6 protein-coding genes are annotated in these 14,648 nt (G+C 63.1%); all 6 read right to left on the bottom strand.

Annotated elements, in window-relative coordinates:
- Positions 1-162: 162 nt before the first annotated feature.
- The 6 genes from NKJ01_RS16510 to NKJ01_RS16485 all read right to left on the bottom strand — a co-directional run bounded on the left by NKJ01_RS16510 (position 163) and on the right by NKJ01_RS16485 (position 14,612).
- Positions 163-615 (bottom strand): GNAT family N-acetyltransferase, encoded by a 453-nt coding sequence (locus tag NKJ01_RS16510; protein WP_352729417.1) that lies wholly within the window; start codon positions 613-615, stop codon positions 163-165.
- Between the two features lie 108 nt (positions 616-723).
- The gene (locus NKJ01_RS16505; protein ID WP_352729415.1) at positions 724-2,043 is read right to left on the bottom strand and encodes a DUF8189 domain-containing protein; all 1,320 of its coding nucleotides are present in this window, start codon (positions 2,041-2,043) and stop codon (positions 724-726) included.
- 30 nt (positions 2,044-2,073) lie between these two features.
- A complete protein-coding gene (locus tag NKJ01_RS16500; protein WP_352729414.1) occupies positions 2,074-2,607 on the bottom strand; it encodes a phage tail protein in 534 nt (177 codons plus the stop codon).
- Positions 2,608-2,617: 10 nt separating this feature from the next.
- Complete coding sequence (locus tag NKJ01_RS16495; protein ID WP_352601607.1) at positions 2,618-3,127, bottom strand: phage tail protein; 510 nt, start codon at positions 3,125-3,127, stop codon at positions 2,618-2,620.
- A 13-nt stretch (positions 3,128-3,140) separates the two neighbouring features.
- On the bottom strand, positions 3,141-3,638 hold the full coding sequence (locus tag NKJ01_RS16490) for a phage tail protein (RefSeq protein ID WP_352601605.1): 498 nt from the start codon (positions 3,636-3,638) through the stop codon (positions 3,141-3,143).
- 216 nt (positions 3,639-3,854) lie between these two features.
- Entirely contained in the window at positions 3,855-14,612 is a 10,758-nt protein-coding gene (locus NKJ01_RS16485; protein ID WP_352729411.1) for an inverse autotransporter beta domain-containing protein, read from the bottom strand.
- Between the last annotated feature and the right edge of the window lie 36 nt (positions 14,613-14,648).

Below are 14,648 nucleotides of genomic sequence, written 5' to 3'. Positions count from 1 at the left end.
TCCTCTTCAAAGAGAAGGCCCCTAAAGAATCAACCTTTCCACTCAACGCAAGACTTACTCTTACTCATATGCGATTCCCCTGCCCTTGCGGGGGAGATGGCCGGCAGGCCAGAGGGGGGTGTGAAGGATCGCGGCAGAACCAACCTGCAACCCCGCATGCCTTCAGCCCGTCACATACCAGCCCCCCGGCGGCGCACAGGCCATCAGATCATGGACGCCCTTGTCCTCGACGACCGCGAAGCCAAGCTCGACATAGAGCCGCTTCGCCGGATTGTTTTTCTCGACGTGGATCGATGCTGATTTGCCGGCTAACCATGCCTCGTCGATCAGGTCTCGCAACAGCGCCGTACCGTAGCCCTTGCGCCGATGTTCCGGCAGGAAGGCAATGTCAATGATGCGGTGCTGGCTCGGCCAGCGCTCGATATAAAGCCGGCCGATGTCTTTGCTATCGCGTTCCACCACCAGCCAGTCGGCCTCGGGATAGTGTCTTTGGTAATGCACGTGCTGCGCTTGGAACTGCATGTCGAGGAACGCCGTCTTCTGCGCGTCGGTCCAGGACGTCACGGCAAGTTCTTCCATGCGCGCCGAGGCGTAGAGCCGCGACAGGAAGAGCATGTCGGCATCCGTCGCTATACGGAAGCCGAGCCCGGCCTTATCAGACCGGGGCCAGACTGGACGGGGCTGTGCCTGCTTCGCTTCTGTCACGCTGCCGGAAATCAACCTTCAGACCGGCGGCGTCAGGTCGCGTACCACGACAATCTGCTTGAGATTGTTGTCGGCAAGCGTCGTCCAGCCATACTCCCATTCGGAGCTGTCGATGCCCATCTGCGAGATCGTCCACAGCCCGTTCGTACCGTCCGGCATGAGCAGCAGGCTGAACAAAGCGAGCCGGCCATCGGCATTGTAGTCGAGCGAGAGCCGTGTCCGCAGCGAAGACATGCTGAAGTCGCGCCATCCCGACCAATTCTGGGTGACGGCATCATATTGGGCGTTGAATGAGTGGACAAGCTGCTGGTCGGATGCGACCAGTACGATGTCGCCGTCGCCCTGGATGCCCGCGGCAAGTGTGTATTTGGACACCCTGCTGTAGCCGGGCGTTGCCCACTGCGTCCAGCTGTCCGATCCGGCAGGCTTCTGGCGCGTGTGCAAGACCTGGCCATTCTGGGTCAAGGCGAACAGATTGGTGGCGCCGAGCGGGCCGACCACCGGCGCCATTTCGATGAACCCACCGGTTTGCCCGGTGTCGATCTGCACCCATTGCGTCCAGTCGGCGACCTTCAGTGCCTGCGGCTTCGCCTGCTGGCAGCGATAGAGATGGAGGCCCGAATTGATGCCGAACAGCGCAATGCGGCCGTCGGCCTGGCGGGTCGCCGTGATCGCTACCAGCTGCCCGGTCAGTTGGATCCAATCGCTCCACATCTTGGCGGGCGGCGCGAGCACGTCGACGGTGACGACGATCGGCGTCGTCGAGCCGGGCGGCGTGATGGTTTTCTGCACCTGCACGATCTGGTCCGGATTCTGGTAGATCCACCAGATACGCCCCTGATTGTCGGTGAGGAACACCTCGATGCGACCGTCGGCATCGTTGGCCATCGAAAGCTTCTGGTAGGAAGTGGCGCCGGGCGGCGCGCCGATTTCCATCGGCGCGGTCCATTTGTCGATCGGGCCGATCTGGTTTGCGTCCTCGGTGATGAAGGACAGCTTGGTGGTACCAGACGGCTGCGCGATCACCGCCACCCGACCGTCCTTGGTCAGGCCGGCGGTCATGATCACCCAGGCTCCTGGAGCGATGATCGACCAGGCGGAGGGCCATGGCCCGTTCGGCGCATCTTGAGCCTTCTGGATCAGGCGCCCGGCCGCGGAATCGATGCCCACTACCATCAGCCGCGACAGCTCGAAGAAGGACGAGCCGGCCGGCATGTGCTGATAGGCGAGCGGTACGCTGGGCCGGCCGCCGCCTGCCCTGGCTTTGGAAGCCGCTCTAGGCGCCGCCGGCATCTTCGCGGCGGGGGCTTTCGACTTTGGTTCTGCTTTCTTGGCCATGGTCTTGGTCCTGCCCTGTTGGCTCGGAATTCAGCTTCTTGGCGGGAAAACACCTTCCAGCGCGATGCAAAAATAGAATGTCAGATACGGCATCATATTGTTGTGCGGCTGGGCGCCGCCGGCCGTTGTCAACGTACCGTCGCTCATCGGTGTCAGCGCCGGTGTTGGCGATCCGGGAACATAAGCAAACGCGCCGCCGGACTTGCCAAGAATTCTCGAGGGGCTTGGAACTTGAACATCGGCCGTGTCCTGGGTTCCTACCATGACATTGTGCGAGTGCGCCGGCATTTCGCTCTCGAGCAGCGTGACCGTCTCCGAGCCGCCTGTCTCGCCTAGGTCATGCAGCGACAAGCCCGGTCCCTGGCCCGGATGCATCGGCGAGCGGCCCTGCAGATCGGGCAAGGCAAAGGTGGACTTGCCGTTGCCACCATAGGTGGTGCCGAGCAAAGAAAACAGCGCCGTGTTCTGCGACAGTGGCAGCAACTGCCCATCGCACAATGCCCAGCCCTTGGGCGCAAAATTGAACGGAAAGATGCGGATTTCGGCGATGAACGGGTCGGCCATGGCGGTCCTCTTAAGTCGGCGACGGGAAAATTCCGAACAGCGAGATGATGAAATCGACGCAGAGATAGGGCTGGAAATTGTCGTGTGGTTGGCTGCCGCCGACTGGCGACACCATGGTTGCCGCCATTGCGCCATCGGGGCTTTGGCCATCGATGTACATGAAGATCGTCCCGGTGGTTTGATCGAGAACGTTTCCTCCCGGGTTGGCCGACGTGCCAGTCTGTGTTGATGCCAACAACCCGTGTGAGTGCGCTGGAATTTGATTGGTTGTAAGTGTGATCGATTCCGCGCCACCGGTTTCAGCCAGAATGAAACCATTGCCCTGATGGATGGGTAGGCGGCCGCGCAGGTCGGGTAATGCGAAGGTCGCTTCGCCATCTCCGCCATATGTGGTGCCGATCAACTGGAACAAGGTCTCGTTTTCCGAGATCGGTAAAAGTTGGCCTTCGCAGAACATCCAGCCGGCCGGAGCAAAGTTGCCAGCGAACATGCGGATCTCGCCAACATAGGGTTGTGCCATGGTCGCGCTTCCTTTAGTTCGGCGATGGGAATATGCCCTGCAGGGCAATGCAGAAGCTGAGCGTTAGGAATGGCTGCATATTCAAATGCGCCTGCGATCCGCCAACATTGGCGATGCTAGCTGGATGCAGCGACGTCAAGTTGGCTGGCTGACGGTAGCCATTGTTGAAGGCGCCGAGGAAATTTCCAAAATTCGTGGGGGTAGTCCCGTTACCGTTGGTGGCGTTTGCCAGGTGAGGATGTGTCGGCAACTCCGAAATCGACAAGGTATGCTCTTGTTCGCCTCCTCGTTCTCCCAGTGTGTGTCCTTGGCCAACATGTATCGGCGCACGGCTTCGCAGATCCGGCAACGCGAAATTCACTCTCCCGTCGCCGCCGAACGTAGTGCCGAGCAACGAAAACAGCGCCTGGTTCTGATTGATCGGAAGAAGCTGGCCGTTGCATAACGCCCAACCCTTGGGCGCGAAAACGAACGACAGCATGCGGATTTCAGACAGAAACGGCTCTGACATTCAGCGTCCCTCATTTCCATTCATGACTATACACGAGCCAATGTAGAAATCTATCAGTAATACTGTCTCATAAATGCTATATAGATATTATTCTACGTGACACTCAACAAACAGTTAGTATTCAACAAAACGTCACTATGTTTTTTGACCGATCAGCTCAAAAATCGAGCTGGCGCCAGCCGGTCCGATTCGTTGCATGCCATCGACAGCCCTGCGCTACGGCGCCGAGAAGAATCCGCTGCCCGCAAGACCAGTGACCACGCTGACCGTCGGAGAACCAGCGTTGTACGTCTGGACGAAACTTGTAATTGCTGCCGTATCCGTTGGCGCACCGCCGTAGCTGAAGCCTCCGCCCGCATGCAACCCGACATGCACGTTGAAACGCTGGCGAAGACGAATATCCGTGCCTCCGTTTGCACCGGACCCGGCAAAGTTGTTGGTCAAAGCCCCTGGGCCGCCAAGGGTCAGCGAAACCGTCTGTGCATCGTTTGTGACTGTGCCGGCGTTGAGCAAGAAGCCATTGGTGCCAAACGTGCCGGGATTGCTGACCGTATTGCCCTGTACGACGGCGGTGAGTTGGGCGTTGCCGCCATTCGCGGCGTCGCCGGTCTGTATGAAAATACCGGAATTGTTATATTGATAGACTGCATTGTTGGTGATCGTCACGCTCGACGCGGCCCCGCCGTCGGTGACGAATCCGATGCCGGACCCTTGTGCCGACCCACTGTCCGTTACCCCTGCGACACCGATCGTGTTAGAATCGATTGTACCGGTGAACGAACCGGTTCCCGAGCCTGAGCTGATACCGAGAGCGGAACCAAGGGCGTCGCGCATCGTGTTGTGGGCGATGTTGAACGTCAGGTTGGCGTGGTCGCCGGCGCCGCCAGAGCTGATCGTGATGCCGCCGCCGCCGGAAACTATGTTGCCATTGTTGTTGGTCAGCTTATTGCCGAGCAATGCCGTTCCGCCGCCAAACACAAGATCCGAACTGACACCACCGTGGAGGTCCATCTGGAACAGGTCGCCACGCGCTGAAGTAAATGTCGAGCCCTGGATGGTCGCGTTGAACACACCGTCCGTCGCCTGGAAGACCAGCGCGTCGTTGGAGAGATTTCCTGCGCCCGTCAGCGTCGCAAACGTCGAGCCCGTGATGGTTATCCTGTTGAGGGTCTGTCCGGCATTGTTGAAGACGTGGAAGGCGTCATAGGCCGCACCGGTAAAGGTGGAGTTCGTAACGGTCGCAGAACCGGTCAGGCCCGTGAAGTAGGCATCACCTTCGCCGACGCCACCCTGCAGCGTGCCGTTGGTGCCGTTGATGACCACCTGATTGAGCGTCATCCCGGCCACGTTGTTGCCAAAAATGCCGAAATTCTGGAAGTCGTTCATCTGCACGTTGGCAAGCTGCACGTCTGTCGTGTTGTTGAGATAGATACCGACGCCTTGTGAGGTGGAGCCGTCGGCGCCCGTCTTGTTAGCAATGCTGCCGCCACTCCCGACCGTCGTGCCGACACCTGTCACATGCAGGCCGCCGCTAGATCCGGTGTTGTCGAGGATGATGCCGGTCGCGCTGCCACCATTCGACGTAATGCTCTGGAACGTCAGATCGCTGGCCCCAATCGTCGTGTTGGCGACATTGAGCGCCGTAGCGTTGCCCGAATTGATCGTGCTTCCCGACCCGGTGGCGCTGATCGTGCCGCCACCGGTCGCGTTGAACCCGATGGTGTTGCTGGTTGAGGTGTTGATGGTCAGCGCGCTGGTGAAGTTGATATTGGTGCCGTTGGTGCCGCCATTGCTCGTCAGGCTGATGCCGTCGCTGGAGCCGTTCGACGTTATGGCGCCGTCAAAGGAGATCGTGCTGGCGCCGCCGGCGGTGCCGGTGTGGTTAAGGACATTGATCGCGACCGCATTGGCGCTGTGGTTGATCGTGCCGTTGTAGTCGACATTGGCCGAGCCACCCGAAACCACGAATGCCGTGCCCGTCGCGCCTGTCAGCGTGCCCGAGCCGAGGGCGACGGTGCCGGTCACGTTGGTCAGGTTGACATTATTGGCGCCGCCGCTCGAATTGGTCGAAGTGAACGTGACCCCGGCAGCAACACCGTTCAGCGCGACGGCCTGTGCAGCCGTGGAACTCACGGTTCCGGTGGTGACGTTGACTGTGCCGCCATTGCTGGCGCTGAAGCCGGTCGTGCCGTTGGTGGCGATGGCGAGGTTGGAGAAGCTGACCGTCGAGGCTGTGGCATTGTTGTCGATCGAAACGGCGGTGCCGGTCAGCACCAAGCTGCTGCCGAAATCAACACCGCCGGTGAAGCTGACCGTGTTGGCCGCCGTCGCGCCGGAAACGCTGATGCCGCTCGCCGCGCCATTCGCCACGACCGCGCCGGCAAAGGCGAAGCTGCCGCCACCGCGGTTTGCGATGGTGGCCGCCGTGCCACCCGACGTGCTGGCAACGAAGCTCGCCGCATCGAACGCGATGGCAGCGTTGCCGCCGGTAACCTTGATGCCGCCGCCGGCGCCGCCCGTGACATCGACATTGGCGCCGGTGATCGTGCCTTGCGGGCCGGTCCCCCCGCCGAAGACGATGCCGGTGCCGGTCGACGCCGTGGTGACGTTGAGGTTGGCCAGCGTCGTGGTGCCGGTCGTGTTGCGGATATCGAAGGCGATCCCGGTAGCGCCGGTGCTGCTGACATTGGTGATGGTGGTGTTGAGCGCGTTGACGATGACGTCGGTGGCGTTGCCGGCGAATGTCACATGGTCGATCGCCGTGCTGGTCGACGGCGTGATCTCGACGCCGGCGGTGGCGAAGTTCCGGATCGTCATGTGGCTGATGATGTTTCCGGAAGCGCCGCCGCCATTGTCCTTGATGCCCCGCGCCGCGCCTGCGGGGCTGCCGTCGAGAGTGAAGCCGTCGATGAAGTTGCCGCTGGCGCCGAGCGTGATGGCATTGCTGCCGGCACTCGTCGTCAGCGTGGCGGCGCCATCGGCCGTGGCGTCGACGATCGAGATGTTGTTGTTGGCAAGCTGGATAGTGGATGGCACCGTCATCGCCAGATTGATGTTGCCATTGCCAAAGCCGCGCACCTGCTCGCCGGTGGCCAGCACCAGCGTGTTGTCCGCACCGCTGCTTGTCGCGGTGATGGTCCCGCCGTCGTTGACCAGCACCAGGACATCGCTCGTTACCGCCGCCGCTTCCGCCGTCGACAGCGTCGCCAGATTGTTCTGGTCGCGGCCGGTTCCGTCGCCGGTCGCGCTGGCGCCGACGAAATAGATCTTGCCGACGCCGAAGCCGAGGCCGGGGCTGGCGGCAAAGTTGACATCCTGGAAGTTGTAAGTCCCTGCGGCTGGCGCGCTGGAGGCGTCGATGCCGACAGTGGCGCCGATGGTCGAATTCTGGTCGGTCGCCGATTCGCCGTCGCCATAGGTGAAGGCAAGGTTGGTGGCGCTGTCGAGGTACACGCCGGTGTTGACGCCGGAGATGCTCGAGCTGGCGCCGCCCGCAACGGCGTCGCCGAGGCGCACGACCTGGCCGCCGGTGGCACCGCGCAGGTCGACGCCGATCGAGGTGCCGGCGCCAATCGTGTTGGTGACATCGAAATCATTGGCCGTGATCGGCGCGTTGATGGCGGCGCCATTGAGGTCGAAGGCCACGGCCGTAGTGCTGGTTAGGCCGATGCTCAACGAGTTGAAATTGAGCCCCGCGCCGAGTGTGCCGGTGACGTCCACACCACGTGAACTGATGCCTTGCAGGTCGACCGTGCCGAGATTGATGGCACCGCCGGATGAAGCGACGTTTGTGAGCGCGATGCCGGTGGTCACGCCGCCGCTGGTCGAAACCGAGTTGAAGTTGATGTCGCTGCCAACGGTCACGGCGTTGAGGCTGAGCGCGTTCCCGGTCGACGTGATTGTGTTGGTGGTGCCGGCCACGCTGATCGTGCCGCCGGCCTGGGCGGCGAAGCCGACGCCGCTGGTCGTGTTGATGGCCAGGCCACCATTGCTGAAATCGATGGTGCCATTGGTGTTGCCGACCAGGTTGACGCCGGCGGTCGCACCCGACTGGATCTGCTTGCTGAGGCCGGAGAAGGCGACAGTTGCCGCGGTGCCGTTGTTGATGTTGGCCACGACGATATTGCCGCCGCCGGCAGCGTTCGTATCGCTCAGATTGCCTGACAGTGTCACCGAGCCGCCGGTCAGTTCCTGGATCGAGACGGCTGCACCCAATCCGGCGCTGACGATGGTGCCGGCGTAGGAAATATCAGCGTTGCCGCCGCTGAGATCGGTGCCCGAGCCGACATTGAAGGCGGCGCCCGCGCCCAAATTGTTCAGCGTGCCGGTGCCGAGATCGAGCGAGCCGGTCAGATTCTGCAGATTGATGCCGTGGCCGGCGCCGAAGGAGGCGCTGGTCGAGGTCAAAGTGCCGTTGACGTTTGCCGAAGTGATGTCGACGGCCTCGCCGGCCTGCGCGGTGATGGTCTTTGTGCCGCCACCCGTGAAGCTCAAGCTCGTATTGGCGGGCGTGGCGCCACCGACAGCACGCAAACCGGTGCCGGTGCCGGTGGTGATCGCCAGCGTGCCATCGAAGATGGCTGACGTGGCGCCGGTTGCGTTCTCGATGTTGACGCCGCGGCCGAACGACTGGGAATTGTCGATCGTCGTGTTGCCGAACGTGTAGGTGCCGGCCGAATTGAGGATTTCGATGCCGGCGCCGTTGGAAGTTGTCACGGTGACGGCGTCGAGGTCGACCGCGCCGCCGCTGGCGCCGCTGATCAGCACGCCCTGTGTGCCCGCGTTGGTCGAAGTGACACTGTCGAAATGGACACCGCCGGCGCCGAGTGCGCCCTGCAGCGACAATGCCGTCTGGCCGGTCCCGTCGATCGTCATCGTGCCGGCATCGGCAACGGTCAGGCTGTTCAGCCCGGCAAGGCTGAGGCCGGTGGCGGTCGATGCGGTGATGGCGAGGCCGCCGTTGAAATTGACCGCCGCCGCCCCGCTGCCGCCCGAAATCGCGACGCCGCCGCCATTGACCGTCACCTGGTCGGTGAAGGTCACCGCGCCGCCGGTGCGGTTGGCGATGGTGATGCCGCCGCCGGTCAGCGTGCCTGCCGGTCCGGCGTTGGGCAGGAAGCCGCGCGAGACCGAGATGGTGCCGGTGCCGCCATTCACGTCGAGCAGGGTACCGGCGACGTTGATGTTGTTGTTGATGACCGACAGATTGCCATCAAGGCCGGCAACCTGGACGGCCCTCTGGCCCACCGCGACATTGCTGATCGTCACGCCTTCGATGGTGATGCCGCTGGCATTGCTGAAGCCGACCGCGCCCTGGTCGATGAGGAAGGCAGCGCCGGTGGCGCCGCTGAAGTCGAAGGCGGTGTTACGCACGGCATTGTCGCCGAGCAGCTGCATGAGATTGGCCGTGCCGCTGACCACGGCCTCGTCGCCGGTGATGTTGCCGCCGGTGGCGCCGAGATTACCCTGGACATTGGCCGGCTGGATCGTGCCGGTCGAAACGACGCTGCTATTGCCGAAGCCGGCAATGGTCTGTCCTGAGTCGAGCGTGAAGGCGGTGGCGCCGAGATCGATCGTGCCGACGAAGACGAAGTTCTGCGCGCCGGTCAGCGCATCGGCTGCGGCGAGCGAGATGGAGTTCACGCCCGTGCTGAGATTGCCCGTCGTGCCGGCCGCGATGAAGCCACCCGATTGCGAAACCAGGGTGACCGAACCGGGCGCCGTGGCCAGATTGGCGCTGCCGGTGAACAACACGTCGTCGAAATCGTAGCTGCCCTTCGTCGGATCCAGCCCGACGGTGTTGACGGTGTAGCCACCGGATGCCGCGATGATGAAGGATTCCAGCCCGTCGGTCGAATCGCCGTCGCCGAAGGTAAAGGTGGCATTGGCAGTGGTCGCGGTGCTGAGGCCCGACGACAGGTCGACGCCGATGCCGACATTGTCGATCTTGGAACCTTGCAGGAAGGTGACAGTCTTATTGCCCGTCGTCGACGACAGGTCGATACCGCGTGAGGTCAAGTCGCCGGTGCCGGTGATCGTGGTCAGGCCGAAACCGGCGGTCGTGGACGATCCGCTGAAGTCGATGCCGGTCTGGTTGGCGCCGACATTGCTGATAGTCGTGGTACCGAACAGGACGTTGGCATTGGTGCCGCTGAAATTGATGCCGGCCGTGTTGGCGGACGCGCCCAGCGTCACGGTGGTCACGCCCGAGAACGTCACCGGGCCGGCATTGTTGCTGATGTTTATGCCATCGCCGCCGGCGGTGGTGAGGTCGAGCCCGCCGGTGAAATTGATTGCGCTGCCATTGCCGCTCAAGTCGATCGCGTTGGCCGCACCGGTGCTCGCGGTGATCTTGCCGGCGAAAGTGGCGCTGCCGCCGGTCAGGCCGGAGATCTTGACTGCGTTGGCCGCCGTCGCCTGGTTGATCGTACCATTATAGGTGACGTTGGGCGTCGCGACGTTGATGTTGAAGGCTACATCGCCCGTATTGGTGATGGAACTCGCGGCCCCGAAAGTCAGCGTGCCACTCGAGCCGGTCCAGATAGCGACGCCCCCGCCGCCGCCACTGATGTCGAGGTCGTCGAAGGTGGCCGTGCCGTCGAAATCATTGGCGAACAGCCCGACATTGGCGGCATTGGCGATCGTCGTGCTGCCGGTGAAATTGACCGTCGCGCTCGAATTGGCTAGCGCGATGCCGGTTTGGCTTGCGTTCTGGATGTCAAGATCGTCGACGGAGACCGTGCCCGTCACGCTATTGAGGAAAAGACCTATCCCGGCACTGCTGACCGTCACGCCGTTGATCGTTGCGCCGTTGACGCCCAATCCGTAGATGGCAAAGCCGGAGCTGCTGACGGTGAGGTTCTCGACGACGTTGCCGTTGGCCAGGTCGATGGTCTTGCCGGCTGAATTGTTGAGCGTCGCACCGCCATTGCCGAAGGGGTCGTCCTGCACCTGCGTGCCGCTGATGACATTCGCACCGGTGACATTGGCGGGCGGCGAGCCAAGGCTCACGGAAGCGCCATTGGCGAAGGACACGATCGATTGGCCGTCGGCCAGCGTAAAGCCGTCGGAATCGGTATTGATGTTTCCGGCGCCGTTGTTGACCAGAACGAAGATGGTGTTGGCCGGGGCCGCCAGCGCGTCCGCCGCGGTGGCGTTGATCAGGTCGTTGACGCTGGAGCCATCGCCGAGGCCCGTGTTGGCGGCGCCGACGTAGATGACATTGGCGATGTCGAACAGCTGCGGACCGTTGAGCACCGTGGTGTTGAAGGCATAGGTGCCGCTGCCTGGCGACAGGCCGCGCATGTCGAGCGATGCCGTCGTGCCGGTGATGGTCGCGCCGCCGGCGGCGCCGAACGAGAAGATCGTGTTGGCGGTGGTTCCGGACGCGCCATGCGTGCCCATCTGCACGCCGGTGTCGGCCGAAATGGCGCCGGTGCCGATTGTCACCGAGCCGCCGGTGGTGCCGGAAAGATCGATGCCTGTCGACGTGGCGCCGCCGAAAATGTTGAGCGAAGTGGCGGTGAAGGTCGACTGACTGCCCGACAGGTCGAGCCCGGTGGCCTCGACGCCGCCAATGTTGGTATTGCCAAAGCTGATCGTGCCGTTGACACCCTGGACGTCGATGCCGTTGAGGCCCGGGAGACCGATTTCCGTATAGCCAAAGCTGACGGCGCCGCTGTTGGCGCTGAGCGCGATGCCACTGCCGAGCACCTGGGTGACGAACACGTCGCCGCTGAACCCGACCGTTGCAGCGCTGCCGCTGACCGAGATTCCATCGCCCGTGGTGCTGTCGATTGTCGTCGGGCCGGCAACGCTGAAGCTGCCGGTGACGCCCGAAAGGCTGACGCCGGTGGTGCCGCCGACCTGGCCGATACCCCCAAGAGTGACGCCAAGCCCGATATTTGCCGCCGAGAAGGCGGATGTGGTGTTGTTGAACAGGCTCCCGCCCGTCGTCGACAGTGTGCCGGCGCCGGTCGACGTCGCGCTGACGCCGCTGCCGCCATTGCCGTCCGAATTGAGCGCGCCGAACCCATAGGTTCCGTTGCCGTTGATCAGCAGGCCGTCGCCAGCGTTGCTCGACAGGGTCGTCGTGCCACCGAAAGCGTAGGTGCCGTCGCCCTGGATCGACAGGCCCGCGCCGCCATTGCCGCTGGAGCCGAGGTTGGTGCCGGAAACGGTGTTGGTGCCGTCGAACAGCACACCGCTCATGCCTGCGCCGGAAACATCCACGCCGGAGATCGTTACCGTACTGACGCCGTTGCCGTAGATGCCGTAGCCGGCGCCGCCGGAAATGTTGAGGTCGAGCACCGCCGTATTGTTGGCCAGCGTCACGACGTTGCCGCTGGAAGCGGTCAGCGTCGCCGCGCCGCCGCCGGGGTCCGAGACGATCTGGTCGTGCTCGACATTGTCGCCGGTGACGTTGATCGGAATGCCGCCGAGCGAGAAGCTACGTCCGTTGCCGAACGAGCCCAGTGTCTGGCCGTCGTCCAGCGTGAAACCACTCCCGGCGTCGATCGGCGTGTTGGCCGGATTGTTGACCAGCACGAAGATCGCGTCGCTGTCGTGATTGTTGTTGGCGGTGATCGCCGATGCGAGATTTGACAGCGACGACCCATCGCCGCTGCCGGTCGCCGCGGCGCCGACGAAGATGACGTTCTGCACGTCGAACAGCTGTGGGCCGACAAGGTCGGTCGGGCCGAACGCATAGAGCCCAAGCGTCTGGTTCAGCCCGCGCGCGTCGAGTGATGCGACCGTGCCCGTGATCGTGCCGCCGCCGAAGGAGAACGATGTGTTCGCACTCGCACCCGCCGCGCCATGCGTGCCCAATTGCACGCCGGTGCCGACGGCGATGGTGCCGCTGCCGATGGCCACCGATCCGCCGGTGGCGCCCGAAAGGTCGATGCCCGTCGATGTGCCGGCGCCGGTGATGTCGAGCAGCAGGGCGGTGAATGTCGATGTGCTGCCCGACAGGTCGAGCCCGGTATTGCCGCTGACAAGCTCCGATATGTAGACGTTGCCGAAGCCGATCTTGCCGTTGATCCCCGAGACGTCGATGCCGCCCGCATTCGGCGCCTGGATCGTCACATCGCCGCCGAAGCGGATCTCAGCCGGCGAATTGGTGATCTGGATCGCCACTCCGGTCGTGTTCTTGGTCGTGGTCGTGCCGGTGACGGTGAACTTGCCCGAGACCTGATCGAGCACCACGCCCGCCGGACCGCCGTTCTGGTCGATCGAATCCAGCACCACATGCGCGGTGATCGGATCGATGAAGACAGCCATACCGCCATTGCCGGAGATGGCGCCGCCGGTGGTGGTGACCGTGCCGCCTGTTGACGTGCCCTGCACGGTGATGCCGCGGTCGGCGTTGTCCTTCGCATTGACGGTGGCGAAGGTGTAGGTGCCCTTGCCGGTGATATCGAGGCCGTCGTCGAGATTGCCCTGCAGCAATGTCGTGCCGGTAAAATTGTAGGTGCCGTCGCCTTCGATGTGCAGGCCGTCGAGGCCGTTGCCGGTCGCGGTGAAATTGGAACCGGTGATGCCGGTCGAGCTGCCCGTGAAGTCGGCGCCGTTGCCGCCCGCGCCAGTGACCGTGACATTGGTCAGCGTCGCGCCGGTGATGTTGTCGCCCAGGATGCCATCGCCGCCGCCGGTGATGGTGATGCCGTTGAGCGTGTTGCCATTGCCCAGCGTTATGACCGGGTTGGCGACGTTGGTGCCCTGGATCGTGCCGTCGCTGCCGCCCAGGTTGAAGGTGCTGGTGCCGCCGCCAAAAAGCTTGGCGGTGACGCTTTCGCCGCCGCCGATGACGGTCTGGCCATCGGCGAGCGTCACACCGTCGGTTGTCAAATTGCCGTTGCCGCCGAGCGCTACCACAAACCCGCCGCCGCCGGCCTTGGTGACGGCATCGTCCAATGTTGTCGGATCGGCTTGGGTGCCTGCGCCCGCCAAGCCGCCATCGGCAAAGTAGAATTTTCCGAAGGCCGCATTGGAGGCGGCGTTGATGGCGACGCGCGTCGTCGATCCGCCGTTCAGTTCCTGCGACTGGATCCTGACGCCGATATCGCCGCGCACCCGCTCGTTGACGCGTTTGCGCAGCCCCTCGCTGACCGGATAGACCGGCTCCGGCCCGCTGTCGGCCCCGCTGTCGGCATTGTCCGAACCGTGGCCTGGATTGAACGGGATGTTCAGTCGCACGCTGCCGGCGAACTGGGTATCGTCGTGATTGTCGTTGCGGACCTCGCCGGCGAGCACCAGCTCGGTGCCGCTGCCGAAGACATCGCCGATCGTGTATTCGAACCCCGCCTTGGCGCCGGTGACGCTGTGGTCGTTGTCGTGCGGATCCTCGAAATGATAGCCGCCGATGTCCAGCCGCAGCGAATGCTTGTCGGGTAGGTTGACCGGCACCTGCGCGCCGATCTCGCCTTCGATACCCCATGCCGCGTAGTCGCGATGGTCGAGGACCGAAATCTGCTCCAACAGCTGGTTGCCGACCATCGACAGCGCCGAACTCGACGACTGATCGGTGTGGTCGCCCTTGATTGGCAGATAGACGTTCACATGCGCGTCGAAATGCGGCGTGATGGCCTCGGCGCCCAGCGTGGCTGATGTGAACTGGTTGGAGTTATAGTTCTCGACGTTGAGATAGGCGTAGCCGCCGATCATCAGGTCAGGGTTGACGATGCGGCGAATGCCGAGGCCGACATCCTGGCCGAAACTGTCCTTGAAATCATGCTTGGCCCGGACATCCAGGAACAGCACTGATTCGGCCGTCTGCTTGAGCGGGATGAAGCCTTCGAGCGCGGCGTTGCCGCCATTGTTGTCGGCGCCGATGATGGCGCGGATCTGCGGCTGCCACAGCCCGTTCGGGTCGCCATGGGCGGCCATGCCGGAAAGGCCGATCGCCAATGTCGTAAGCGCCGTCGTCTTCCACAGATACCTTGCAATTCGTAAACTGCGATAGCCGGCGCGCACGTGGAAATCCTCCCCATGCGCCGCCGCCCCACCAAC

It is taken from the genome of Mesorhizobium sp. M0276 (assembly GCF_040321755.1).
GTDB lineage: Bacteria > Pseudomonadota > Alphaproteobacteria > Rhizobiales > Rhizobiaceae > Mesorhizobium.
This window is presented reverse-complemented; position numbering and strand designations above follow the sequence as displayed.